Origin of the sequence: Enterococcus sp. AZ067, from assembly GCF_051715005.1 — a bacterium.
Lineage (GTDB): Bacteria > Bacillota > Bacilli > Lactobacillales > Enterococcaceae > Enterococcus_D > Enterococcus_D casseliflavus.
Map to the genome: position 1 here is coordinate 1,823,217 of NZ_JBIOSY010000001.1, position 23,670 is coordinate 1,846,886.

General features: G+C 42.5%; 24 protein-coding genes. 18 read left to right on the forward strand and 6 right to left on the reverse strand.

All coding sequences use genetic code 11. The features are described from left to right. Positions 1 to 12: 12 nt before the first annotated feature. Both mutM and coaE read left to right on the forward strand, forming a co-directional pair. A complete protein-coding gene (mutM, locus tag IGI82_RS08580) occupies positions 13 to 855 on the forward strand; it encodes a DNA-formamidopyrimidine glycosylase (protein ID WP_086295289.1) in 843 nt (280 codons plus the stop codon). Beyond that, entirely contained in the window at positions 852 to 1,445 is a 594-nt protein-coding gene (coaE, locus tag IGI82_RS08585; RefSeq protein ID WP_438842047.1) for a dephospho-CoA kinase, read from the forward strand. The genes mutM and coaE overlap by 4 nt, the downstream gene beginning before the upstream one ends. A 174-nt stretch (positions 1,446 to 1,619) precedes the next feature. Here the strand turns inward: coaE and IGI82_RS08590 are convergent, their stop codons facing one another. Continuing rightward, a complete protein-coding gene (locus tag IGI82_RS08590) occupies positions 1,620 to 2,399 on the reverse strand; it encodes an ABC transporter ATP-binding protein (protein ID WP_142437592.1) in 780 nt (259 codons plus the stop codon). A gap of 177 nt (positions 2,400 to 2,576) precedes the next feature. Between IGI82_RS08590 and IGI82_RS08595 the strand changes: the two genes are divergently transcribed. From IGI82_RS08595 to IGI82_RS08650, 12 genes are all read left to right on the forward strand, one after another. After that, on the forward strand, positions 2,577 to 2,906 hold the full coding sequence (locus IGI82_RS08595; RefSeq protein ID WP_438842048.1) for a CsbD family protein: 330 nt from the start codon (positions 2,577 to 2,579) through the stop codon (positions 2,904 to 2,906). A gap of 246 nt (positions 2,907 to 3,152) precedes the next feature. Next, on the forward strand, positions 3,153 to 3,794 hold the full coding sequence (locus tag IGI82_RS08600; RefSeq protein ID WP_438842049.1) for a FusB/FusC family EF-G-binding protein: 642 nt from the start codon (positions 3,153 to 3,155) through the stop codon (positions 3,792 to 3,794). A gap of 203 nt (positions 3,795 to 3,997) precedes the next feature. After that, a complete protein-coding gene (gene nrdR, locus IGI82_RS08605) occupies positions 3,998 to 4,468 on the forward strand; it encodes a transcriptional regulator NrdR (protein WP_005226004.1) in 471 nt (156 codons plus the stop codon). 13 nt (positions 4,469 to 4,481) lie between these two features. Then, positions 4,482 to 5,858 carry a replication initiation and membrane attachment family protein gene (locus IGI82_RS08610; RefSeq protein WP_438842050.1) on the forward strand — a complete coding sequence of 459 codons (1,377 nt, stop codon included), beginning with the start codon at positions 4,482 to 4,484 and terminating at the stop codon, positions 5,856 to 5,858. After that, positions 5,858 to 6,787, forward strand: coding sequence for a primosomal protein DnaI (dnaI, locus tag IGI82_RS08615; protein WP_438842051.1), 930 nt, complete (start codon positions 5,858 to 5,860; stop codon positions 6,785 to 6,787). Before IGI82_RS08610 ends, dnaI begins: the two co-directional genes overlap by 1 nt. A gap of 24 nt (positions 6,788 to 6,811) precedes the next feature. After that, a complete protein-coding gene (locus tag IGI82_RS08620; protein WP_010748202.1) occupies positions 6,812 to 7,273 on the forward strand; it encodes a hypothetical protein in 462 nt (153 codons plus the stop codon). A 95-nt stretch (positions 7,274 to 7,368) separates the two neighbouring features. Next, on the forward strand, positions 7,369 to 8,064 hold the full coding sequence (locus IGI82_RS08625; protein WP_010748203.1) for a tRNA (adenine(22)-N(1))-methyltransferase: 696 nt from the start codon (positions 7,369 to 7,371) through the stop codon (positions 8,062 to 8,064). Continuing rightward, on the forward strand, positions 8,061 to 9,179 hold the full coding sequence (locus tag IGI82_RS08630) for a Nif3-like dinuclear metal center hexameric protein (protein WP_288722814.1): 1,119 nt from the start codon (positions 8,061 to 8,063) through the stop codon (positions 9,177 to 9,179). Before IGI82_RS08625 ends, IGI82_RS08630 begins: the two co-directional genes overlap by 4 nt. A gap of 11 nt (positions 9,180 to 9,190) precedes the next feature. Continuing rightward, positions 9,191 to 10,423 carry a peptidase T gene (pepT, locus tag IGI82_RS08635; protein ID WP_438842052.1) on the forward strand — a complete coding sequence of 411 codons (1,233 nt, stop codon included), beginning with the start codon at positions 9,191 to 9,193 and terminating at the stop codon, positions 10,421 to 10,423. A gap of 99 nt (positions 10,424 to 10,522) precedes the next feature. Beyond that, positions 10,523 to 11,431 (forward strand): diacylglycerol/lipid kinase family protein, encoded by a 909-nt coding sequence (locus IGI82_RS08640; protein WP_087627431.1) that lies wholly within the window; start codon positions 10,523 to 10,525, stop codon positions 11,429 to 11,431. 33 nt (positions 11,432 to 11,464) lie between these two features. Beyond that, positions 11,465 to 11,737, forward strand: a complete 273-nt coding sequence (locus tag IGI82_RS08645) for a DUF1294 domain-containing protein (RefSeq protein ID WP_010748207.1) — start codon at positions 11,465 to 11,467, stop codon at positions 11,735 to 11,737. Positions 11,738 to 11,764: 27 nt separating this feature from the next. After that, positions 11,765 to 12,796 carry a lysylphosphatidylglycerol synthase transmembrane domain-containing protein gene (locus IGI82_RS08650; RefSeq protein WP_074535939.1) on the forward strand — a complete coding sequence of 344 codons (1,032 nt, stop codon included), beginning with the start codon at positions 11,765 to 11,767 and terminating at the stop codon, positions 12,794 to 12,796. Between the two features lie 38 nt (positions 12,797 to 12,834). Here the strand turns inward: IGI82_RS08650 and IGI82_RS08655 are convergent, their stop codons facing one another. Next, positions 12,835 to 14,361 carry an ABC-F family ATP-binding cassette domain-containing protein gene (locus tag IGI82_RS08655; RefSeq protein ID WP_010748209.1) on the reverse strand — a complete coding sequence of 509 codons (1,527 nt, stop codon included), beginning with the start codon at positions 14,359 to 14,361 and terminating at the stop codon, positions 12,835 to 12,837. 309 nt (positions 14,362 to 14,670) lie between these two features. Here IGI82_RS08655 and clpB point away from each other — a divergent pair, with 309 nt between their 5' ends. The 4 genes from clpB (at position 14,671) to lepB (ending at position 20,669) form a co-directional block, all read left to right on the forward strand. Then, positions 14,671 to 17,274: an ATP-dependent chaperone ClpB gene (gene clpB, locus IGI82_RS08660; RefSeq protein WP_438842053.1), complete on the forward strand. Its 2,604-nt coding sequence runs from the start codon at positions 14,671 to 14,673 to the stop codon at positions 17,272 to 17,274. Between the two features lie 167 nt (positions 17,275 to 17,441). Then, entirely contained in the window at positions 17,442 to 18,983 is a 1,542-nt protein-coding gene (locus IGI82_RS08665; RefSeq protein WP_005226016.1) for an ABC transporter permease/substrate-binding protein, read from the forward strand. After that, complete coding sequence (locus tag IGI82_RS08670; protein WP_005226017.1) at positions 18,980 to 19,933, forward strand: ABC transporter ATP-binding protein; 954 nt, start codon at positions 18,980 to 18,982, stop codon at positions 19,931 to 19,933. The genes IGI82_RS08665 and IGI82_RS08670 overlap by 4 nt, the downstream gene beginning before the upstream one ends. Before the next feature lie 166 nt (positions 19,934 to 20,099). Then, a complete protein-coding gene (lepB, locus tag IGI82_RS08675) occupies positions 20,100 to 20,669 on the forward strand; it encodes a signal peptidase I (protein ID WP_438842054.1) in 570 nt (189 codons plus the stop codon). 61 nt (positions 20,670 to 20,730) lie between these two features. On the opposite strand, the gene IGI82_RS08680 is transcribed toward lepB, so the two are convergent. From IGI82_RS08680 to IGI82_RS08695, 4 genes are all read right to left on the reverse strand, one after another. Beyond that, positions 20,731 to 20,916, reverse strand: a complete 186-nt coding sequence (locus IGI82_RS08680) for a hypothetical protein (RefSeq protein WP_005226019.1) — start codon at positions 20,914 to 20,916, stop codon at positions 20,731 to 20,733. Positions 20,917 to 21,192: 276 nt separating this feature from the next. Beyond that, on the reverse strand, positions 21,193 to 21,858 hold the full coding sequence (locus IGI82_RS08685; RefSeq protein WP_005226020.1) for a hypothetical protein: 666 nt from the start codon (positions 21,856 to 21,858) through the stop codon (positions 21,193 to 21,195). Then, the gene (locus IGI82_RS08690) at positions 21,859 to 22,344 is read right to left on the reverse strand and encodes a nucleoside 2-deoxyribosyltransferase (protein WP_010748216.1); all 486 of its coding nucleotides are present in this window, start codon (positions 22,342 to 22,344) and stop codon (positions 21,859 to 21,861) included. It lies immediately after the preceding gene. A gap of 51 nt (positions 22,345 to 22,395) precedes the next feature. Further along, positions 22,396 to 23,610: a GNAT family N-acetyltransferase gene (locus tag IGI82_RS08695; RefSeq protein WP_005226022.1), complete on the reverse strand. Its 1,215-nt coding sequence runs from the start codon at positions 23,608 to 23,610 to the stop codon at positions 22,396 to 22,398. Positions 23,611 to 23,670 lie beyond the last annotated feature (60 nt).

The window sequence follows — 23,670 nt, forward strand, 5'->3', positions numbered from 1 at the left end:
AGGTGAACAGAGGTGCCTGAATTACCAGAAGTTGAAACGGTCCGCAAAGGACTTGAAAAACTTGTTTTAAATAAAACGATCGAATCGGTCGAGATCCTTTGGCCACGAATCATCGAAAGTCCTGAAGTGCCGATCTTTTCGGCACTGTTGAAAGGGCAACGTTTTGAAAGATTTGAACGACGTGGAAAATTTTTGATTTTTAAATTGACAGATTATGATCTGATCTCTCATCTACGAATGGAAGGCAAGTACGAGTATTTTGAGTCAGAACCGATTGTCGATAAACATACACATGTCATTTTCCATTTTACGGATGGCAGTCAGTTAAATTACCATGATGTAAGAAAATTTGGTCGTATGACTTTAGTGGATAAAGACCAAAGCGCAGCCTATAAAGGCATCATGCAATTAGGTCCTGAGCCTAAGCCTGAATTGTTTTTATTAGAAGCATTTGAGCAAGGATTGAAGCGGTCTAAAAAAGCCATCAAACCCCTTTTGTTAGATCAAAAACTTGTGACTGGTTTGGGCAATATTTATGTAGATGAGGCGCTATGGCAAGCGAAGATCCATCCTGAACAACCAGCAGATTCGCTCACCCCAGCAGAAGCCAACGTGTTGCATCAAGCGATCATCGATGTCTTGGAACGCGCCGTTGAAGCAGGGGGGACAACCATTCGGACCTATCTCAATGCATTGGGCGAAGCAGGAAAATTCCAAATGTCATTAAATGTCTATGGCCAAACGGGCAATCCTTGCGGGCGATGCGGGACACCAATCGTCAAGACCAAGGTTGCCCAACGGGGGACGCACTTTTGTCCTCAGTGCCAAAAATTGCATGTGAGGTCCAGCAAATGAGCTTTGTCTTAGGGGTCACTGGCGGGATCGCCACTGGGAAAAGTACTGCAGTCGCGCATTTTCGATCACTGGGTTTACCGATTATTGATGCCGATATCATCGCAAGAGAAGTCGTTGAACCGAATACGGAGGGCTTGCAGGCGGTGACGCAAGCCTTTGGTCCGCAGATTTTGACAGATGATGGGCACCTAGATCGACAAACCCTCGGTGCTTTGATTTTTAACGATCCAGAAAAACGCCGCATGCTGAATCAGACGTTATCTCCTTTTATTCGACAAGAGATTTTGTCTCAGATCGAAGAAAAAAAACAGGAATTGCCCTTGTTGATCGTTGACATTCCTTTGCTTTATGAAGCCGACTACGACCAATACATGGATCAAACCGCAGTCGTTTATGTGCCAGAAGCGATTCAAAAAGAGCGGTTGATGGCACGTAATCAATTGAATGAGCAAGACGCGCAACAACGAATCGACAGTCAGCTTTCAATTGAGAAAAAGAAACAACGGGCCGATATTGTCTTTGATAATCAAGGAACGATCGCCCAACTCAATCAGCAGATCGATGATTGGTTAGCATCCTTAAACAAATAGATAAGACAGCAGGTTCCCTTCAGTAAAAGGGAACCTGCTATTTTATCTTTCAATAGCAAACCTAGCCCTATCATTTCCAAAAACAACTGGCGCTGAAACATGTCGGAAACTGTTTGGTTTGGAAAGTAAGACGATCGTTTATGAATGGTTAAATATCAAAGTACCAGCCCTGATTTATTTTGGGGTCACGATCACGCGATTGCTGGAAAAGGGGTGAAGAACGATCGGCTGATCATAAAAAGATGTGAGAACCTCCTCAGTAAAAATCGTCTCTCGTTGACCAGCGGCGTGGACTTTGCCGTTTTTTAACATCAGCAAATGAGTGAAAATCGGTAGTAGCTCTTCTGTATGATGGGTAACGTAAAGAAGAGTCGGCGTATTCGGCAGTTGTGAAAAAGCCTCCAGACGGGTTAGCAGTTCTTCTCGCGCAAATAGATCAAGGCCCGTACAAGGTTCGTCCAAAATCAGGATCTCTGGTTGTGCTATCATGGCCCGTGCGATCATGACAAATTGTTTTTCCCCTTGAGAAAGGACGTGATAGGAACGATGGATCAAATGCGACAAACCTAAGTCAGTCAAAAGCGCTTTTGCTTGGATCAGCTGCTCTTCTTCATAGGACTCATAAAGACCAATACTGGAATAAAGCCCCGAAAGAACGATCTCTTCGGCAAGATCGCGACCATAAAACTTGCTTTGCAGCGCTGAACTGACCCAACCAATGCGCCGTTGAAGATCGGGCACAGACGTTTTTCCGTAACGCTCACCTAAGACCGTTCGTTGACCAGAAGAAGGCCATAAACTTCCCGTGATCATTTGGAGTAATAAACTTTTGCCAGCACCATTCAGACCTAAAATCACCCAATGCTCATTTTTTTTCACTTGCCAATTGATCGCTTTTAATAAATAGTTCTTGTCGCGAACGAATGAAACCTGTTGGAAATCGAGGATTGTCATCTATTGTCGAACCTTAAACAGGTTCTTCACCTCCAGTTGTAAGAATATTCAGAAAATAATCGCTCATATTATAGCATAAAGAAAAACATTTTGCTGACTGTTTGGTATCGCATTCATATCTTTTGTCAGAATTCAGAATGCTTGTTATGATGAAACTATACAGGAGGGATGATAACTATGGGTACTTTTAAAGACGAAAAAGATGTGATCGTTGGCAAGGCTAAAGAAAAAATCGGTGAGTGGACCAATAATGAAGAACTTGCCCATTCTGGGAAAGAACAAGCACACGAAGGTCAGATCAAGAAAGAGCACGATCAAAAAAGAGTCAATGAATTAGAAGATCAAAATGACGAGCGCGATGCCCGCAATGATCGAACTACCCCAGAAAATGTCAGCAGTGAAAAATTGTTGCGAGCTGAAAATCCTGATGCCAATAAAATTTCTTCTGCCGATCGTCGAGATGCAGACCAGCTGAAGCATTATACTGGAATTGAAGATAAATTATAACTGAACACGGATGCCTTCGTCTTCTAGACGAGGCATTTTTTTGTTAACCAGAGTGGATGAAGAGTCAAGAGACTACTGCTCAGTTGACAATTGCTCAACATCTCATTATAATCCATTAAGATCGCATAGAGAGAAGCAAAGAAATTGGGAGGTGGTCATCAAATGCTTATTTATGCATTGTGTACGACTGTCAAGAAAGTAGAACAGCCGCAATAGGAAACGGAAAATTAGAAAGAAGGCTTTTTTATGATCGAACCTTACCAATTTCATTCAATTAAACATCAAGTATACCAATTAGTTCGAACCTATCAATCGGTGAATGATCCTCGAACGATCAAAACGGTTGAAACGATGACCAAAGACGCCATAGAACATTTTTTTCCTGAAGAAGAAACAGCACCACGTGAAATTTTAGCTGCTTTCTTTCAACAGGGGATGACGATCAGTCGCAGCAATGAGCTGTTAACAGAGCTCAAAGAGTACGTCCGACCCTTTCAGGTACCGACAACAAAACAAATTGAAAAAATGTTTCGGAAAGTAAAAAAACTAAAAATACCTGATTTTGCTTCCGTTGATTTAAAAGAGACCACCTATCTTTCTTGGGATGATATCGGTAGTCAAAGCAAGTTTATGATCATTGCCACTGAACAAGGGTTTACAGGACTTCACGGTCATGTCTCAACCGAGGTCAAGAAAGGAATCTGTCCCTTGTGCCAGCATGAAGGGAATGTCTCGATGTTTCTTTCTCTGACGAAAAGCAATGGCGATGGAACGTATACCAAACGGGGGAACTATATTTGCCGGGATAGCCAACGGTGCAATCAGCAGATGGAACAGCCAGCAAATTTGCATGACTTTGTTTCTTTGCTGCAAATGAAAGATAAATAACGAAATGAAACGGCAGAAAAATTTCTGCCGTTTTTTCAAATTCAAAAAAACAGTAGTTATAACATTATTTAAATTTTGTATTAAATGAACAGAATAAACCACTTTGGCTATTGTACCAACGGATTTCATGTTATAATTAATCATAGAAACCGATGACTTTACGTAAATACGTAAGCGCATAAGAGAGAAAATGAGGTGGAACTATGCAATGTCCAAAATGTCATCATAACAATTCTAGGGTAGTTGATAGTCGACAAGCCGATGATGGACGTGTGATTCGCCGCCGTCGTGAATGCGAAAATTGCGGCTATCGCTTTACAACATTTGAACGTATCGAAGAGGCACCGCTACTTGTCATTAAAAAGAATGGTGCCCGTGAAGAATTCAATCGCGAAAAAATCCTACGGGGCTTGATTCGTTCTGCTGAAAAACGTCCAGTGACAATGGATCAGATGGAAACGATCGTCGATCATGTGGAAAGTCGTGTTCGTGCTCTTGGTGAAAATGAAATTTCTACAACACAGATTGGTGAGTATGTGATGGAAGATTTAGTTGATTTAGACGAGATCGCTTATATCCGTTTTGCCAGTGTCTATCGCCAGTTTAAAGACATGTCAGTTTTCTTGAAAGAACTACAAGACATCGTCGAAAAAGCGAAAGAACCACAAGAATAGAGGGGGACAACAAGTGGGCAATAGTTTACCGAATCAATCGTACAAAGTGTTCAAAAGCCGTCCACTTACAACGGAAGGGAAAGACGCCCTCATTTATTTGTATCAACCAATTATTGAAAGTGATGCTTTAGCGTTGTACTTGACACTCGCAAGCGATGTCCAAGCCCAAAGCTTTTCTGGCGAGGAGTCGATGACGACCGTGCATCTAGATATCTTGAATGCCATGAATGCGGGAATGCCTCGCTTCATAAAAGCCAAGCAAAACCTAGAAGGTATCGGCTTGCTGAAATCATATGAAAAAGCAGATTTGCAAAACGGATCCTCCTATCTGTATTGGCTGCAAGAACCGGTTCATCCGGCAGCGTTTTTTCAAGATGAATTGTATACCTATCTTTTGTTGGAAAGAGTCGGGGAGCGTAAATTTAATCAGTTGGTCAAGCTGTATCAACCAAAGCAATGTTCTTTAACCGATTATCAGGAAGTGACCCAATCCTTCTCAGTTGCCTATGGGTTAAATACCGCTCGTTTCGCCTCTCATGAAGAAACGTTACAGGCAGTCAGTGATTCTTTTCAAGAATCCAATGCAAACTTGGTGCTTGACGAAAAGCAATTGGATTGGGACTTTCTTTTATATGAAGCGCAACGTCGGTATATCCGTGCCGCTAATTTCACGCCGAGTTTTCGACAAAAGTTAGTTCTATACCATTCTTTATATGGCTATGATGTGTTGGAATTGTTGGATTTGATGGCGGACAATGTTTCTTTGACAACAGGAGAGGTCGATCAGAAGAAGCTGGAACAAGCGATCATGAAAAAATCGCGGCAGACCTTCACGAAAACATCGAAAAGAGAAGATCCTCAAGCAGAAAGCCAGTTGCGGCGCTTCAATACATTGAAGCAGAATGGTTTTTCAGAAAATGATGTATTATTGATTCAAGAAAGTGAAAATAATGCGCCGATCGCCTTTCTAAAAGCGATCAAAGCGGAGAAAAACAGTTTCATGACCGATTCAGAACAATGGTTGATCAAAAGCCTTGTCGAACGATCACCATTGCCGAATAGTGTGATCAATGTTCTGGTTCATTACGTTTTAGTAGTCCAAAACAATGCCGCTTTATCCGGAAATTATGTAAATAATATTGCCGCCCAGTGGTCAGAATTAAAAATCGGTACGGCAGAAGATGCGATCAAGCATGTTCGGAGCCTTGTTCGAAGTGCCAAGGAAAAACGCAGCCGACCACAAACAAGCGGCAAAAAAATCATTCGCGAAGAAAAGCTGCCTTCTTGGGCTGAAAAACCAGTGGAAGAGACAGCATTAACGCCAGAGCGACAAGCAGAATTAGATAAAAAACTGCAAAACTACTTGCATAAGAAAGCTGGTGACAAGTAATGGAAGATGTTGGAAAAAACTTAGGGAAATTATTGGATAAACGCAATTACCGTGATCAGTTTTCATCAATGATGGCAGAAGTTTTGCAAGATCCTGATGTCAAAGCGTTTATTGCCGAAAATGAAGAAGCATTGACCGAAGCGGATATTCAAAAAAGCTATGCGAAACTGTATGAGTTCGTTCAAGAAAAGCGGAAATTCCGCATCAATGATCCATCCATGATCGCACCGGGCTATGAACCACGCTTAGCGTTAAATTTTCATTTTATTGACGTCACCTACGTACCAACGAAAGAGCTACTGGCATATCAGAAACAAGAAGAGATCCGCAGCCGCATCAAAGCGATGGATATGCCTAAAGATATACAAGAAGCAAGTTTTGCAGATTATCAGCAAACGCCTGGCCGAATGGAGGCCATCGCAGCTGCCGTTGATTTTATTAGTGAGTTGACAGCCAATCCACAGGAGTTTCATAAAGGACTTTACTTTGTGGGGAGTTTTGGAATCGGAAAAACCTATCTGCTTGGCGCGATCGCCAGAGATTTAGCGGAGGCAGGCTACACGACGACATTGGTTCACTTCCCGACATTTGCAGTAGAGATGAAACAAGCAATCGGCAAAGATCAGGTGGGGGATAAGCTGAATGCAGTGAAAAAAGCCCCAATCTTAATGATGGACGATATCGGTGCGGATGCGATGAGCAGTTGGATTCGTGACGAAGTCTTCGGTGTGATTCTACAATACCGAATGCAAGAGCAACTCCCGACGTTCTTTACCTCGAATTTTACTATGCATGAGTTGGAGCAGCATCTTTCAGTAACGCAACGCGGCGAATCCGAACCATTGAAAGCCAAACGTATTATGGAGCGTATTCGTTATTTGACACAAGAGATCCAAATGACGGGCAAAAATCGACGAAATGATGCCTAAAAAAACCATTACTGGAGGAAGAAGATGATGAAAAAACAAGTGATTCTAGGCTTGTCCTTAGCAGCAGTGCTGCTGTTAACGGCTTGTGGCAGTCCCGAAAACAACAATGCATCAAGTGGCGATAACACGCCTTCTGAATCAAGTGAGAATGCTAGTTCCGTTGCCAATAGTTCTTCAGAGAGCGAAACAGCGACGGTTTTTACTGGTATTATCCAAGAAGATGCCCGAGCAGGTTCAGATGATACCTTTCAATTATTTTTGAAAGACGTAGCGGCAGTTGAAGATGAGGATCAAGTCGTCCAAAGTTTTCAAAATGATGGGGTCATTCTCCATGTCCCTATCGAGGCTTATTCAGGAGAGATCGAGGAGTTAGTTGAAGGAGACAAAGTCCAAGTGTCGCTGCAAGGCGTCCCGATCATGACGATGTCGATCCCACCGCAAATTCCCGGTAACTCGATTCAAAAGGTTGAATTAGTGAACGATTAATGCAATGTGCGCCTTGGCAATGGCACCACAGTCAAGACGCACATTTTTTTCTATTTATGGAAAGCGTGTTATACTACGAAAGAAGGAGTGACAATATGAACGAACATGCATTATCGGATCGTTTGGCTTGCGTGGGCGAACAAATTCCCGACCAAGCACGTATCGCCGACATCGGCTCCGACCATGCTTATTTACCTGTGGCATTGATGCTGCAGAACAAAATCACTTATGCTGTAGCTGGAGAAGTCGTTCAAGGACCTTATGATTCTGCCAGTAAACAAGTACGTAAAAACGGGCTAACAGAGAAGATCGTGGTGCGCTTAGCAGACGGATTGGACGCTATTCAGCCAGCAGATAAGATCGACACGGTTGTTGTTGCTGGAATGGGGGGAACTTTGATTCGCTCTATTTTAGAAGAAGGCAGCAGAAAAAATCGCTTAGCGGGGGTCAAGCGTTTGGTCTTACAACCGAATGTTGGCGAAAGGACTTTGCGGGAATGGCTCGTTGATCACAATTTTACGATCATTCATGAAGTGCTGTTAGAAGAAAATGACAAAAATTACGAAATCATCGTTGCGGAAACTGGAAAAGCGACGTACACGCCCCAGCAATTATTTTTTGGTCCCTTTTTATTAAAAGAAAAAAATCCAGTTTTTTATAAAAAATGGCAGCATGAATTGAAGCAGCGTCAACGAGTGGTCAAAGAGTTAGAGAAAGCCAAAGAACCACCTGCTGAGAAAATGAATGAATTGAAAGAACAAATCGAATGGATCAAGGAGGTACTGGCATGATTTCTGGTCAAGAATTTATCAAACGCTTTGAAGCATACTGCCCGTTATGGTTGGCAGAAGAAGGCGATCCTGTTGGTCTGCATGTTGGTACATTAAACAAACCCCTCGAGCGAGTCATGATGACCCTTGATGTACGTCCAGAAGTGGTAACCGAAGCCATCGAGAAAAAGATCGACTTGATCATCGCGAAACATCCACCGATCTTTCGCCCTTTGAACCGCTTGCTGACCGATGATCCGCAACAAAAGATGTTGATGGATCTCGTCAAGCATGATATCGCCGTTTACGCCGCCCACACCAATATGGATATTATTGAAGACGGTTTGAACGATTGGTTTTGTGAACTGCTAGAAGTTGAACCAGATACGTACTTGAAGCAAACCCATCAAGTAAAAATGAAGAAACTAGCTGTATTTACACCTGTTGAATCGGCACCAGCATTGCGAAAGGCATTAGGAAAAGCTGGTGCTGGTCAGCAAGGCAATTACCAAAACACCAGCTATTCATTGATTGGCACCGGTCGCTTTACACCACAGCAAGCGGCGCATCCTGCCATCGGTGAGATCGGAAAAGAAGAACAGGTGCAAGAAGCGAAAATCGAAGTCATTTTTCCAGAAACGATCGAGAAAAAGGTCCTTTCGGCAATGATCGCTGCTCATCCTTACGAAGAGCCAGCTTATGATCTGTATGCCTTAGACAATTTGCCGAAGACCTATGGAATCGGACGGGTTGGCAACCTCGCTGAGCCTCTTTCCATTGATCAGTTTGTCGCACGTGTCAAAGAGCGGTTTGGTTTGACTGCTTTACGGGTTGTCAGTTTTCCTAATGCACCTGAAAAAATTCAGCGAATCGCCATTTGTGGCGGCAGTGGTCAATCGTTTTATTCCGATGCCTTACGCCATCAAGCGGATGTGTACATCACTGGCGATATCAGTTACCATTTCGCCCATGACATGCAAGCCAATGGGTTGATCGCGATCGATCCAGGGCACAACATCGAAAAGGAATGTATTCCTCGGTTTATTGAGAAATTCAATCAGTGGAAAGCAGAAGAAAACTGGGCTGTGACCTTTGTTCCTTCCACCACTTCAACAAATCCATTTGACTATAGATAGGAGAATCTTTTATGTACGAAAATTTATTGCCTCGCTTTTTAAAATATGTCAAAACAGAAACTCGCTCAGATGCGACAAGCACCACAACACCTTCCACCCAAACACAGGTCGCGTTTGCTAAAGAACTGCAAAAAGAACTTGAAGAACTAGGGTTAAGCGATGTTCATTACAATGAATCCAATGGTTTCGTGATCGCAACATTACCAAGTAACGTCGATCATGACGTGCGCTCCATCGGTTTTATCGCCCATATGGATACCGCCGATTTTAATGCAGAAAATGTTGATCCGCAGATCATCGAAAATTACGATGGCGAATCGACCATTAAATTAGATAAAGAAGGAAAATACACATTAAACACAAAAGATTTTCCGAATTTAAAAAATTATGCTGGCGAAACCTTGATCACTACTGATGGTACCACTTTATTAGGTTCTGATGATAAGTCAGGTATTGCAGAAATCATGACTGCCATGGAAATTTTACTGAAAAACCCAACGGTCAAGCATGGGGAAATCAAAGTCGCATTTGGACCTGATGAAGAAATTGGTGTTGGTGCCGATAAATTCGATGTTGAAGATTTCAATGTTGATTTTGCCTATACAATGGATGGCGGTCCAGTAGGAGAATTGCAATACGAAACCTTCAATGCGGCGCAAGCTGAAATTACGATCCAAGGAAAGAATGTCCACCCTGGAACAGCTAAAGACACCATGATCAACGCCTTGCAACTAGCAGTCGATTTTCAAAATGCGCTACCTGCTGATGAAGTTCCTGAGAAAACCGAAGGGACAGAAGGGTTCTTCCATTTGATGAGCCTTAGTGGTTCAGTAGAAGAAGCAAAAATGGCATACATTATTCGAGATCATGACCGGAGTCGTTTCGAAGAAAGAAAAGCACAATTATTAGCGGTTCAAGAAAGCTTGAATGCCCGCTTTGATGAACCACGAGTGCACGTTCATCTATATGATCAATACTACAACATGAAAGAAATCATCGAAAAAGATATGAGCATCATTGATTTAGCGAAAGATGCGATGAAAGCAGTTGGAATCACACCGATGACAGAACCTGTCCGTGGTGGGACCGATGGCTCGAAAATCTCCTATCTAGGGATTCCAACCCCGAATATCTTTGCTGGTGGAGAAAATATGCATGGACGTTATGAGTTCGTCTCACTACAATCAATGATGAAAGCGACCGATGTGATCGTGAAAATCGCCGAACTGAATGCGCAAGCATAGCAGCAGCTTCTTCATTGAAAGAAAAGAATAACTTTAGGGCTGGGAACTCTTCACGCAGGTCTTGCGTAAGGCCCGGCCTTTTATTAGGATGTGAATAGGATGAAAATTCTCGTATTATACAACGATACAGCGGGGAAAAGTGAAGCAAAAGAAACAGCAGAAAAATTCCAAGCCTATGTGAACGAACAAGGCGATGAGCATCAAGTGTTTTTACAAGCATCAAATCCCGATGTTGACCCTGAGGATGTTAAAGAGGCAGCCAAGAAACATGCGGTCGATACGATTGTTATTATTGGTGGGGATGGAACGATCCATCATGGGCTGCAAACATTCAAAGAAAAGCTGGATGAGCTGAAGATCGGGATCATTCCTGGAGGAACGGTAAATAACTTCGCTCGAATGTTAGGTATTCCAGTCAAGCCAGAAGAAGCGTTTGAGAATATTTTAACAGGGGTTGAACGTCCGATCGATTATGGGATGGTCAATGATCAAGTAATGATCTCGACGATGACCATTGGTCTTTTAGCAGATACTGCAGCAGCAACTTCCCAAGAAGAAAAACAACAGTACGGTCCGTTGGCGTTTATGAAACGGTTCATTCATCTGTTGATCAAAAAGAAACAATACAAATTGGAAATCATCGCTGACGAACGGAAATGGCAGGGGAAAAGTCAATTACTGACGATCGTTATGTCGAATTCAGCAGGTGGGTTTAAGAACTTTGATGAAGAAGCAAAACCTGACGATGGCTTGTTCCATGTTATTCTTTTGCCAAAATTGAACATTTTACGGTTTATTTTGTATTTGCCAAGAATTATTCGGGGTAGAATTGCCAAAGTACCAAGTGTTGAATACTTCACTGCCGCAAAGGTCTCGATCAAAGCGAAAGAAAAAACGGTTCATACTCGGACCGACGGCGATCCAACGGATGATCTGCCAATCGAGATGAAAGTCATCAAGCATGGGTTGACGATGTTGGTACCTGAGGAAGCACAAGAATCAAAATAATGGTCCCTACGATCAATCATATGGAGGAAATGGATGGATGCACTGATTTACAATCCATTGTGGTTTTATTTAATTGCAGTCAATCTTTATCTTTTCTGTCTGATGGGTTATGATAAATATCAGGCAGTAAAACAAGGTTGGCGGGTTCCCGAAGCAAATCTCCTTTTTATGGGGGCGATTGGCGGCGGATTAGGCGGTTTGATCGCGCAACGCGTGTTTCGCCATAAAACAAGAAAGAAGAAGTTTTATTTCTTTTTTGCTTTCGGCACCGTTTTTGCTATCCTGCTGATGGTCTTTTTTGCATAAATTCGGTTTAACAAGCAAGGAGTTAATATGAAAACTAAAGTGAAGTTCGCCCTTAATTTACTTTTACTAGTAGGCATTCTGGGTGTGATGTATTTTTTTGTCCGTAACTCGATGATGGAAATTTTAGCGGGGCTAAGAGAGACCAGCTTTCTCGTCGTCTTACTGGTTATGGGGCTTGGCACATTGTACCTAGTGATTGAAGGACGAACAGTTAAAGAGATCGCAGTGACTTTTCAACCGGAATTCACCACCAAGGCGGGGTTTCTAACCGTCTGTTACAGTGGGTTTTATCGGATCGTGACGTTTGGCGCGGGCACCTTGATCTCAGAGGTGAATTTTTATCGTAAAAATGGTTTGCAGTTGTCACAAGGGGTTGGGGTCACCACCTTACACATGGTGATGTATAAGTTTGCCATATTGACTTATGCGATCGCTGGGTTGATCATTCAATTCTCGTTATTCTATGACAATGCGCCGAATATGATTTGGGTGATATTGGCGGGGATCGTACTCGTCTTTTTGATCATTGCCGCTTTACTGGCACTTTCTGTCAGTATCAACATTCAAGTCTTTTTTGTGATCGTCAGCAATAAGCTATTCAAAAGTGCAGCGTTAAGAGGGATCGTTGACAAATGTAACACCCAGATCTATTCTTTGCGAGAAACGGTCAATGCAATCATTACCGACCGGACCGCTTTCTTACGCATCTACCTTTGGAATCTTTTGAAGATGCTGCCTTGGTACGTGATCCCTTATGTGATTCTTGTCGTGCAGCACCCAGAGATCGATTTCTTGTTGACGTTATCCTTCATCAGCTTTGCCGTCGTCTTGTCCGGGGTGATTCCAACACCGGCAGGGATCGGTTCCTTTGAATTTATTTATATGCTGCTTTTTGGTCCATTAGTCGGCACAGTCGATGCAGCATCTTCTATGCTGCTGTATCGCTTAGCGACATTCATTTGGCCCTTCATTATTGGCTTTGCATATGTAATGAAAGAAAAGCGCAAAGACATTAGCCAAGAGCTGACAGAGCTTAGAAAAGAAAAAGTGGAAAGTTAAAAAAACGCTTATCTTCGAGTAGAGGATAAGCGTTTTTTTTAGTCTTTCAAATCAATGATCCGATCAACAAAGGATTCATAGAATTCAGCTTCATGGGAAACGATTAGAACGGTTCCGGGAAAAGCTGCCAGGGTTTCTTCCAAATTGTTTTTCGTGTCTTGATCGATATGGTTGGTCGGTTCATCAAGAATCAAAAAGTTGCTTTTGATCAACATCATTTCAGCTAACTTCACTTTTGTCTGCTCGCCACCACTTAATAATTTCAATTCCTCTTGAGCAAGCTGGCTAGGTAATCCCGCACGAGAAAGTTGTCGTCGCAATTCTTTGTTGGTTGCCTTTGGGAAAAGATCCTCGAGGTATTGCAGAGGCGTCTGTAATGGATACTCCCAGTCAAGATCTTGAGAAAAGTAATTAAACTTTGTATGCTGTGGGTAAGAAACGGTTCCTTCAATTGCAGGGATCACACCAAGTATTGTTTTGATCAACGTCGATTTACCGATCCCATTAAATCCCCGAATCGCAATTTTTTCGCCATAGCGGATCGTTAGGTTGATTGGCGATAGTAAAGGCTTTTGGTCATAACCGATCACTAGATTGGTCGTCTCTAATGCCAAGGTCGTAACGATCGGTGCCAAATCAAATCCTAGATGCGGTTTAGGGACATCTTGGGGTGGGGTCAAACGTTCGATTTTTGCCAATTGTTTTTCACGACTCTTTGCCATTGTTGAACGAGAACCTGCTTTGTATTTACGGATATAGCTTTCGGTTTTCTTGATATGCTCTTGTTGTGCTTCGTATTGCTTCATATAACTTTCATTTTGCAGCGTTTTTAGCTTTAATGCTTTGTCTAAATTCCCCGTATACTTAGAAAGCTTGCCAAATTCGATATCAATGATATGGGTCGTGATTTCATTCAAAAATTGACGATCATGAGAAACGACTAAGTAGGTACCAGTAAAGTCCTGTAAAAACTCAACCAGCCATTTGATATGCTCATCATCTAAGTGGTTGGTCGGTTCATCTAAAATCAGCATGTCGGGTTTTTCTAGCAGCATTTTTGCTAAGATCAATTTTGAGCGTTGACCACCACTTAAGGAAGCAAGGGGGGTATCCATGCCGAGAACCGAAATACCTAATCCTTCTGCTAAATCATCGATCAATGTATCCATTTGGTAGAAATTTCCTTGATCCAATTGATTTTGCAATTCGCCGGCTTTTTCTAAAAGCTTATCGTCAAGACTTTCGCCATAAGCAGTATAAAGATCTGCGATCTGTTGTTCTTTTTCGAAGTCTTCTGCAAAGGCAGAGCGCAAAAAATCACGGATCGATTGCGTTTCATCAACATTGACGTATTGATCCAAATAGCCCATTTTCAAATTTTTCGGAAATTGAACAAAGCCATCGTCTGGGAGAATTTCTCCTGTAATGATTTTGATTAAAGTACTTTTGCCAGCGCCGTTCCGTCCAATCAACCCGACTTTTTCCCCACGGTTGATTTGAACGGAAACATCTTCGTAAAGCAATTTGTCGCCAAATTGTTGGCTAATATTCGTTAATGTTAACATCGTTTCCTCCATATAAAAAAGCTGTAAACAGTAGACGTTACAGCTAAGTAGATAATCTTACTGAATAACTATCGCCAAAGAGCGATCAAAAGGATCAGGAAAATCGATTGTTCCTGACCAATCAGGACCTAGCATACCATTGCGGCTTCCTATCTGTCAATTTTCATGAAAGAATACTGAAAAAAATCTTGATCTTCGAGGGAAATCTTTTGACCATTACTGACCAATATTGTATAATGGAAGAGTAGAAAAAAGGATGCTGCTTGCAGTGTACTAATTTTTCTGACTACCATTTTGGGAGGGAAAAGTATGAACCCAGAAAAAATGACGACTACATTACAGAGTGCCATCGCGGAAGCACAGCAGATTGCCATGACGCGTCACCACCAAGAAATCGATATTCCGCATTTATGGAAGATTTTATTGCAAGCCAATCAATTCGGCCGCAATTTTTATACGGATACAGGCCTTGATGTCGATGCATTTGAAAAGGAAGTCGACCAGCTACTAGATGAACTGCCTTCGGTTGAAGGAGGAAATGTTCGTTATGGTCAATCCATGAGTCAAAATCTGTTTCATCTTTTGTCTGAGGCAGATCAATTAAAAAATGAATTTCAAGACGAGTATCTTTCCACAGAAATCGTCCTTTATGCGTTGATGAAATTGAAAAATCATCCATTGACGGTGTATTTAAAGAAACAAGGAATCACCGCGAAAGAAATCAAGCAAACGATCGAAACATTAAGAGGAGGGGATCGTGTGACCTCACAAAATCAAGAAGAACAATACAAAGCATTAGAAAAATACGGCGTTGACTTGGTCCAACAAGTCCGCAGCGGAAAAATGGACCCCATTATCGGACGAGACGAAGAAATTCGCGACGTGATTCGCATCCTTTCTCGGAAAACAAAAAACAATCCCGTTTTGATTGGTGAACCGGGGGTTGGTAAAACAGCCATTGTTGAAGGATTGGCTCAACGGATCGTGCGAAAAGACGTCCCAGAAAACCTAAAAGACAAAACGATCTTTTCTCTGGATATGGGTGCCTTGATCGCAGGTGCCAAGTTCCGAGGTGAATTTGAAGAGCGTTTGAAAGCCGTCTTACAAGAAGTGAAAAAAGCCGATGGACGGATCATTCTCTTTATTGATGAGATCCACAATATTGTAGGTGCTGGTAAGGCGGAAGGCAGCATGGATGCTGGAAACTTACTAAAACCAATGCTGGCACGGGGAGAATTGCATACGATTGGCGCAACCACCCTTGATGAATACCGTCAATACATGGAAAAGGACAAAGCCTTGGAACGTCGTTTCCAAAAAGTGCTGGTACAGGAACCAACCGTTCAAGATACGATTTCGATTTTACGTGGCTTGAAAGAACGGTTCGAGATCCATCATGGCGTCAATATCCATGACAATGCGCTTGTTGCTGCTGCAACCTTATCTGATCGGTATATCACGGACCGCTTTTTACCAGACAAAGCCATCGATTTGATCGACGAAGCAAGTGCCACGATTCGGGTAGAAATGAATTCGATGCCTACCGAGCTCGATCAGGTCACTCGACGTTTGATGCAATTGGAGATCGAAGAAGCCGCACTGAAAAAAGAATCTGATGATGCATCGAAAAAACGTTTAGGCATTTTACAAGAAGAATTGGCGGAATTGCGTGAAGAAGTCAATACCATGAAAATGCAGTGGGAAACGGAAAAAGAAGAAGTCAATGCAGTTTCAAATAAACGGGCAGAGATCGATAAAGCCAAGCATGAGTTGGAAGATGCTGAAAATAACTATGATTTGGAACGGGCAGCTGTTCTTCGTCATGGGACGATTCCCCAACTGGAAAAAGAACTCGCTGAATTGGAAGAAAAAAACCAAGACGAAGGCATTCGGATGGTTCAAGAGTCAGTGACAGAAAATGAGATCGCCTTAGTCGTGGGCCGCTTGACAGGAATCCCTGTTGCGAAATTAGTGGAGGGCGAACGAGAAAAACTGTTGAAATTAAATGAGACCTTGCATCAACGAGTGATTGGACAAGACGAGGCAGTCGATGCCGTCAGTGACGCAGTCATTCGTTCCCGAGCTGGTCTGCAAGATCCAAATCGACCATTAGGTTCCTTCTTGTTCTTAGGACCGACCGGCGTCGGTAAGACCGAATTAGCGAAAGCGTTAGCGGTCAACCTCTTTGACTCTGAAGAGCATATGGTTCGGATTGATATGAGCGAATACATGGAAAAACATTCGGTGTCTCGTTTGGTCGGTGCCCCTCCAGGCTATGTTGGATTTGAAGAAGGCGGACAATTGACCGAAGCCGTTCGACGCAATCCATACACGATCGTCTTATTGGATGAGATCGAAAAAGCCCATCCAGATGTCTTCAATATCTTATTGCAAGTGCTTGATGATGGCCGTTTGACAGACTCAAAAGGACGCGTCGTTGATTTCAAAAATACCGTCTTGATCATGACCAGCAACATCGGCTCTCAAGTCTTGCTAGATGGCGTGACTGCAGAAGGGACGATCCCAGAAACTGTCGCAGAAACTGTCCGTAATCTCTTGAGAGGCCATTTCAAACCAGAATTCTTAAATCGGATCGACGATACGATTTTATTCACACCGCTTAGTCTAAGCGATGTGACAGGCATCGTCGACAAGATCATCGCACAGCTTTCACAACGACTGGAAGTCCAAGATATACTGTTGACGATCACTGAAGAGGCCAAACGCTGGATCGCTGAAAATGCTTATGAGCCAGCGTATGGTGCGCGACCTCTCCGTCGGTTTATCACAAGAGAAGTCGAAACCCCATTGGCAAAAGAAATCGTTGCTGGCAGAGTCTTACCAAAGACCCAAGTCACGATCGAATTATTGAACGATCAGCTGGTTTTTGAAAATACGCCAATGACCGAGTAATAAAAAGAGAACAAATGAATAAATACAAAACGATGGTTGCCATTTCATTGGCAGCCATCGTTTTTTTGTCTCTCAACATATGACAAAAAAGTTCTCCTTGCTTGTTGTTTGGAGGAAATTCGCACTTCGATTATACTGTTCTTATGGAGTAGGAGAGGAATGAAAAGATGAATACTTTTTTTGAAACGTTGAATGAGCGAAAAGGGGAATTGCTGACAGCTGTCTTTGAACATTTGTCATTGTCGATCATTGCGCTGCTCGTGGCGATCGTTATTGCTGTTCCTTTAGCTATTTGGCTGGTTAATCATAAACGGGCAGCGGAAGTCGGCCTACAAATAACGAGTGTGTTACAGACGATTCCATCACTGGCACTGTTAGGTTTATTGATTCCATTCGTGGGGATCGGAACGCCACCTGCATTGATCGCATTAGTTATTTATGCATTATTGCCGATCTTTCAAAATACCTATATTGGCCTTTCGGAGATCGATCCATCAATCGAAGAAGCTGCTGCGGCATTTGGTATGTCTCGGATGCGCCGATTGATCAAAGTCGAGTTGCCGATTGCTTTGCCTGTCATAATTTCTGGGATTCGCACGGCGCTGGTCTTGATCATCGGAACAGCGACCTTAGCCGCTTTGATTGGCGCTGGCGGGTTAGGTTCCTTTATTTTGTTAGGGATCGATCGAAATGCGCCTGAGTTAACGTTGATTGGTGCGATCGGGTCTGCCTTGTTGGCGATTGTTTTCAGTACCCTGATCCGTTACCTGCAACATTTAAAACCGCGCTATACCTTGATCACGTTGGCAGCAATCATCTTGCTGATTGGTGGGGTTTCCTTCTCACAAAGCGGATTTTTTGCTCCCAAAACCATTACGATCGCAGGGAAACTAGGGTCTGAACCTGATATCTTGATCAACATGTACAAAGAATTGATTGAACAAGAAGACCCTGATGCCCAAGTTGAACTAGAGCCAAATTTTGGAAAAACCTCTTTCTTATTCAGCGCATTGGACAATGGTCAAGTTGATATATATCCAGAGTTTACTGGTACCGTGTTGGAGAGCTTAGTTGAGGTACCAGAAGAGCTTGCGAGTCAAAACCTTGACTCCGACGAAACCTATACCGAAGCAGTCAATCTATTGAAGGATCAGTTTGAGATGACCTTGCTTCAGCCGATGGCGTATCAAAATACCTATGCGTTGGCTGTCAAAAAAGAATTTGCTGAGGAAAATGGACTAACCACGATCTCTGATTTGAAGAAAATCGAAAATCAAATCAAAGCTGGCTTCACTCTCGAATTCATTGATCGGACGGACGGATATGCGGGGATCCAAGAACTTTATGGGCTAGATTTTCCAAGTGTCCAAAGTATGGAACCAGCATTGCGTTACCAAGCCATCAATAATGGTGATATCAATCTACTGGATGCCTATTCCACGGACAGTGAATTGCGTCAATATGGCTTAGTTATTCTAGAAGACGATCAGGAACTATTTCCACCTTATCAAGGAGCGCCTTTGATGAAAGAAGCCTTTGCCGAGGAACATCCAGAAGTCGTCCGTGCATTGGAAAAGTTGGCAGGGAAAATCACCGAAGAACAAATGAGTGAAATGAATTATCAGGTCAATGTCGAAGGAAAAAATCCAGCAGAAGTCGCACGTACCTTCCTGATAGACGAAGGATTAATTAAGGAGGGACAAGAATGACACCAATTATTGAATTTAAAAACGTCAGTAAAAAGTTTGATCAAAAACTAGTGATCGATCAATTAGATCTGAGTATCAATAAAGGAGAAATCTTTGTTTTGGTCGGTCCTTCTGGGAGTGGGAAAACGACGACTTTGAAGATGATCAACGCGTTGTCAGAACCGACAGATGGTGATATTTACTTCAAAGAAAAACGCATCAAAGAATACAATATTCAAAAGATGCGTTGGCAAATGGGGTATGTTCTCCAACAAATCGCTCTGTTTCCGACGATGGATGTCAAACAAAATATCGAAGTGATCCCAGAGATGTTAGGGTGGTCAAAAAAAGATCGCTCAGAAGCCGTGGATCGTTTGCTGACACAGGTCAAACTTGACCCAGAGCAGTACCGTCATCGAATGCCGAAAGAATTGTCTGGTGGAGAACAGCAACGGATCGGGATCTTGCGCGCATTAGCTGCCAATCCCGAAATCATTCTGATGGACGAACCCTTTAGTGCCCTTGATCCAATTTCTCGTAATTCCTTACAGGAGCTAGTCCTCGATCTGCACCAAGAGCTTGGGACAACGATTATTTTTGTCACGCATAACATGAAAGAAGCGGTAAAATTAGGGACGCGCATCGCTGTGATGAATCAAGGGAAGATCGTTCAATGCGATACACCAGAAGTCATTGTTTCACAACCAAAAACCGCTTTTGTGAAAAGCTTCTTTGAAGAAACCGGGGAAGATGAAGCGAAACTGGTCACAGCAGGAGATTTGATACGGATGAACTTTTTCAGCAATGACATCAATCAAGCTGACCCGAAAATTGCAGCATCTACGCCATTAAATGAGTTGTATACTTTATTTGCGAGTCATGAGACGTTGGTGATCGAAGAAAATCACCAACTGATAGGGAGTCTACGTCGAAAAGATGTGTTTGCTTTCTTGAGTCGTGATCGAACGTAAACGATTCTTTTCTCAACGAGAAATATCATAAATTTTTTAAAATCGATGATTTCTCTTGCTCAAAGCAAAAATTCCACGTAAGATTGAGGAAGATATCTTTTGTCAAAATGGCAGAACAAGCTTTCGCCGATGACAAAAGATGCAGTAAAGGAGCGAAAGAGCAGCTATGGTAAAAATCCTCAAAGAAAATTGGTTACTGCTTTTCTTTATCGTCGCCGTGGTTCTCATCCGTCTGTTTGTCCTGACCCCAGTTCAAGTCAGTGGCCATTCTATGGACCCAACGTTGGCAGATAAACAGCGTTTGATTGCATCAAAAATCTCCTCCTATGACCGACAAGACATCGTGATATGTGTTGAACCAGATGATCCAAGTAAAATCGCTGTCAAGCGGTTGATTGGTTTACCCGGTGATACCATCGAGATGAAAGATGATGTCCTAACGATCAATGGAGAAGTATACGAAGAAACCTATTTAGATGAGTTTAAAGAGAAATTTGCAGACGATCAATTACAAGACGAATATTCTTATCGCGAAATGTTTCAGCAAATCGCCGCTGGTGCGGAACAGTTTACGGAAGATTTCTCAGTAACGGTGCCTGAAGGCAGCTATTTTGTGATGGGAGACAATCGTTTGATCTCTAGAGACAGTCGCAGTTTCGGGGTTGTAACGGAAGATCAAATGGAAGGGAAAGTGCTGCTGCGCTTTTGGCCATTGAATCAAATCAAACTATTTTAATCAAAAGAAAAAACATTCTTGCCAGTGCAGCGAAAACGATCGCAACTGACAAGAATGTTTTTTAGATGACCCAAGCGACAAATGCAACCATTGAAAAGAACATTGTCCAAACCGCAATAATAGCTGATGCAATAAAAATAATTTTGATTGATAAGGGTTGGACAAATTTTCGAGCATCTTTAGAGAACGCATAGGTGATCGATGAAAAAATCAAGCAGCATAAAATAAAAAACACTGTTAGAACCATAAGCCTCTCCTTTACTGACGCAACGTCAAATGAATAATGTAATTATAACAGACCATGGTTTTTTGGGGAAATAAAAATGATTAAACGAGGGAATTTTTTTGTGGATGTAATCGTTTTATAGGGAAGTGTAAGAAAGGTCAAACCTTGATAAACAGCGAATCTATAAAAATAAGATGTGTTATTTAAGTATTCTTATAAATTTTTCTTTATGAATAAAACAACAAAAGAAAAAAGCTTGTTGAAAAACGCTGGTTTCAACAAGCTTTTAAAGGTCGTTTATGATAATTTTTTAATCCGATAACTTTCAAAGTAATCAGGTTTGCCTCGACCTTGCACATACGCGATCACGCCCATTAAGGCAGCACCAATCGTGTTGGTCAGTAAATCACCCATCGTATCCATCAATGCTTCACGACCGATAAACGGAGTACCATCTAAGGTTGCATAACGTTGGAGGTTCATTCCACCAACAGAATCGCAGATAAACTCCCAAAACTCCCAGAAGATACCACACAAGCCAGCAAAAGCAAAGCCCATCAGTAAGAATAACCAGGGAGAGACGTTTGAAACTTTGACTTCTTTCAGTAGCAGACAGATCAATCCATAGCCGACAGCCGTCAAGACCATTGGACTTACCGCATGCAGAATTTTATCCCAGAAAGCAATGGTTTCGATCAAATGTAAGATCGTCCCCATAAATACAGAGATCAGCAAGAAAAACCAATAAAAGTAGACGGTGGCGTTTGGTAGCTGGATTTTCAAGAACTTTTTACTCATTTCTGGGACGAAGATCAATAAAATCCCAAGCAAGGCTTGGGCGAGGAAAATCAATCCTTGTGTTTGCGGATAGACACCACGGAAAAATTCCCACAAAGAAAAACAAAACACGAGAATACCAAAAATAGTGAATACCTTTTGCAGTCGCTGATAATTTTGCCCCATTTAGTTGTCCTCCGAAAGATAGTCGGCTAAGCCAGCTAAAAGGGCTGCTTCAGAGGAGTAAATTTCCCCGTTTAGCTTGATCAAACCCACCGTATAAAGATTGACATAGTGGAACTGATTTTCCGCAACGGTTTGTAATGCTGCCAGCTTTTGCTGATTGTCGGCACCTTGTTGGCGACTATCCGTATAAAGCCCTAAAACAGGAATGCCTTTAGCATAAGCGACACCGATCTCAGAGGCAACCCCAGCATCGATGGTCAAACCATCCAGCAATGCGATCATTAAATCACTTTCCAGCACTTTTTCGGTATCTGCCAAAGCGATCATTTTGCTATCCGCATAGGCGGATTTATCATTGATCGCGGCATTTTCTTGAGGTAAATAAATCTCCAGCTGCGGATACTGCTGACGAATCGACGCAACAAGTTCGGCGTTGTAGCGCAGGTCACTAGCAGCAAACAGGGGAGCAGCAAAATATAGTTTCATTCAAAAACACTCCTTAATCATTCATAGTTGTACATTTTGTTGATTCGTTGTTTAGAAATAATCGCTGAAATAGGCTTCCATATCAGGGATGATCGATTCCAGTAATGCCAGTGTTTCTGAATCGGTATTTAGCCGTTCCACACGCTCTAAGTAAGCTGGGCGGCGGTAATTCATCAATAGACAAGACAATGTCTGAATATCCAGCTGGACCGCTTTTCCGATGGCTTCTCTTGAAACCACGATTTCCCCGTGATTGTATTGGACACCGAAGATCCCGTTGTTCCAATCGGCAACTGGGTCGGAAACAACAAAGTGAAAGGGTGTTTGGAAGGCTTCAAATGGGAAGTTTTTCAAAAACTGTTCAACATCGACGATCCGCGCCATGTAATAAGGCTCGATGGTTTCTTTGATTTGGCTGTCATCCAAGTAGAAGGACAGGGGTTCATTTGAATAAATGTCTCCTTTGACCCAATAAACCATTGAGAAATGAGCAGAGATAAAATTCCAAAGACCATTGCGGGCTTCTTGATTCAAGTAGAACATTTCCTTTACATGGAAGACTTCTTCGGCTACCCAATAAAAAAGTACACCAGTCGGATGACCACTGGCATTGTAATAAACAGCCGCGGTGCGCTCTTCTTCATTTTCATAGCGCCAATACTCTTCCCAGTGAAAAGAGGTCCGCTGCAAGGCACCATGATTGTCGCGGGAGAATTGGTTGTAGACAGTAAAGACATCAGGGTCATCCACTTCTTTGCGCTCTACGATCCCAGGGACTTCTTTGGTTTTCGGAAGCTGGGTATCACGAATTTTAAAGGTCAGCTTGTCGGACATAATCTCCCAGCCTTTGCGACGATAGTAGGGCACATTATAAGGGTAAAGGTAGGAGATCCATTGCTGATCTTCCCGCATCGTTTCTAAGGCAAGCTTGATCAAGTCTTTCATCAGGCCATGCCCGGCATACTCAGGGTAGGTCCCAACACCGGTCACTCCGCCCATTTTGATCAATTTGCCATGTATATTGACTTCACAAGGATAAACGGCGATTTGCGAGATCAACTTGTCTTCATTGAACCAGCCAAAGACTTTGGAAAGCTCTAAGATCGGGCGCTTAGATTTAATCATTTCCCGTTTGCTCTCATAGCCGCTTTCTTCAATATCCGATTCAGTGATCTGAAAAACATAGCTTAACAGTTCATTGAACTGATCAACGTCTTTTTCTTCCACCGCTCGAATATGTAGATTTTGATGAAAATTATTGTCCATTCTTTCAACTCCAATTTATTTGCTAGCTCTAGTATAGCAAAACCTGAATGAATATGTCTA

What these genes read in the sequence shown, in the direction of transcription:
- coaE (WP_438842047.1), top strand. Translation starts at nt 852, where the DNA reads ATGAGCTTTGTCTTAGGGGTCACTGGCGGGATCGCCACTGGGAAAAGT.
- IGI82_RS08590 (WP_142437592.1), bottom strand. Translation starts at nt 2,399, where the DNA reads ATGACAATCCTCGATTTCCAACAGGTTTCATTCGTTCGCGACAAGAAC.
- IGI82_RS08595 (WP_438842048.1), top strand. Translation starts at nt 2,577, where the DNA reads ATGGGTACTTTTAAAGACGAAAAAGATGTGATCGTTGGCAAGGCTAAA.
- IGI82_RS08600 (WP_438842049.1), top strand. Translation starts at nt 3,153, where the DNA reads ATGATCGAACCTTACCAATTTCATTCAATTAAACATCAAGTATACCAA.
- nrdR (WP_005226004.1), top strand. Translation starts at nt 3,998, where the DNA reads ATGCAATGTCCAAAATGTCATCATAACAATTCTAGGGTAGTTGATAGT.
- dnaI (WP_438842051.1), top strand. Translation starts at nt 5,858, where the DNA reads ATGGAAGATGTTGGAAAAAACTTAGGGAAATTATTGGATAAACGCAAT.
- IGI82_RS08620 (WP_010748202.1), top strand. Translation starts at nt 6,812, where the DNA reads ATGATGAAAAAACAAGTGATTCTAGGCTTGTCCTTAGCAGCAGTGCTG.
- IGI82_RS08625 (WP_010748203.1), top strand. Translation starts at nt 7,369, where the DNA reads ATGAACGAACATGCATTATCGGATCGTTTGGCTTGCGTGGGCGAACAA.
- IGI82_RS08630 (WP_288722814.1), top strand. Translation starts at nt 8,061, where the DNA reads ATGATTTCTGGTCAAGAATTTATCAAACGCTTTGAAGCATACTGCCCG.
- pepT (WP_438842052.1), top strand. Translation starts at nt 9,191, where the DNA reads ATGTACGAAAATTTATTGCCTCGCTTTTTAAAATATGTCAAAACAGAA.
- IGI82_RS08640 (WP_087627431.1), top strand. Translation starts at nt 10,523, where the DNA reads ATGAAAATTCTCGTATTATACAACGATACAGCGGGGAAAAGTGAAGCA.
- IGI82_RS08645 (WP_010748207.1), top strand. Translation starts at nt 11,465, where the DNA reads ATGGATGCACTGATTTACAATCCATTGTGGTTTTATTTAATTGCAGTC.
- IGI82_RS08650 (WP_074535939.1), top strand. Translation starts at nt 11,765, where the DNA reads ATGAAAACTAAAGTGAAGTTCGCCCTTAATTTACTTTTACTAGTAGGC.
- IGI82_RS08655 (WP_010748209.1), bottom strand. Translation starts at nt 14,361, where the DNA reads ATGTTAACATTAACGAATATTAGCCAACAATTTGGCGACAAATTGCTT.
- clpB (WP_438842053.1), top strand. Translation starts at nt 14,671, where the DNA reads ATGAACCCAGAAAAAATGACGACTACATTACAGAGTGCCATCGCGGAA.
- IGI82_RS08665 (WP_005226016.1), top strand. Translation starts at nt 17,442, where the DNA reads ATGAATACTTTTTTTGAAACGTTGAATGAGCGAAAAGGGGAATTGCTG.
- IGI82_RS08670 (WP_005226017.1), top strand. Translation starts at nt 18,980, where the DNA reads ATGACACCAATTATTGAATTTAAAAACGTCAGTAAAAAGTTTGATCAA.
- lepB (WP_438842054.1), top strand. Translation starts at nt 20,100, where the DNA reads ATGGTAAAAATCCTCAAAGAAAATTGGTTACTGCTTTTCTTTATCGTC.
- IGI82_RS08680 (WP_005226019.1), bottom strand. Translation starts at nt 20,916, where the DNA reads ATGGTTCTAACAGTGTTTTTTATTTTATGCTGCTTGATTTTTTCATCG.
- IGI82_RS08685 (WP_005226020.1), bottom strand. Translation starts at nt 21,858, where the DNA reads ATGGGGCAAAATTATCAGCGACTGCAAAAGGTATTCACTATTTTTGGT.
- IGI82_RS08690 (WP_010748216.1), bottom strand. Translation starts at nt 22,344, where the DNA reads ATGAAACTATATTTTGCTGCTCCCCTGTTTGCTGCTAGTGACCTGCGC.
- IGI82_RS08695 (WP_005226022.1), bottom strand. Translation starts at nt 23,610, where the DNA reads ATGGACAATAATTTTCATCAAAATCTACATATTCGAGCGGTGGAAGAA.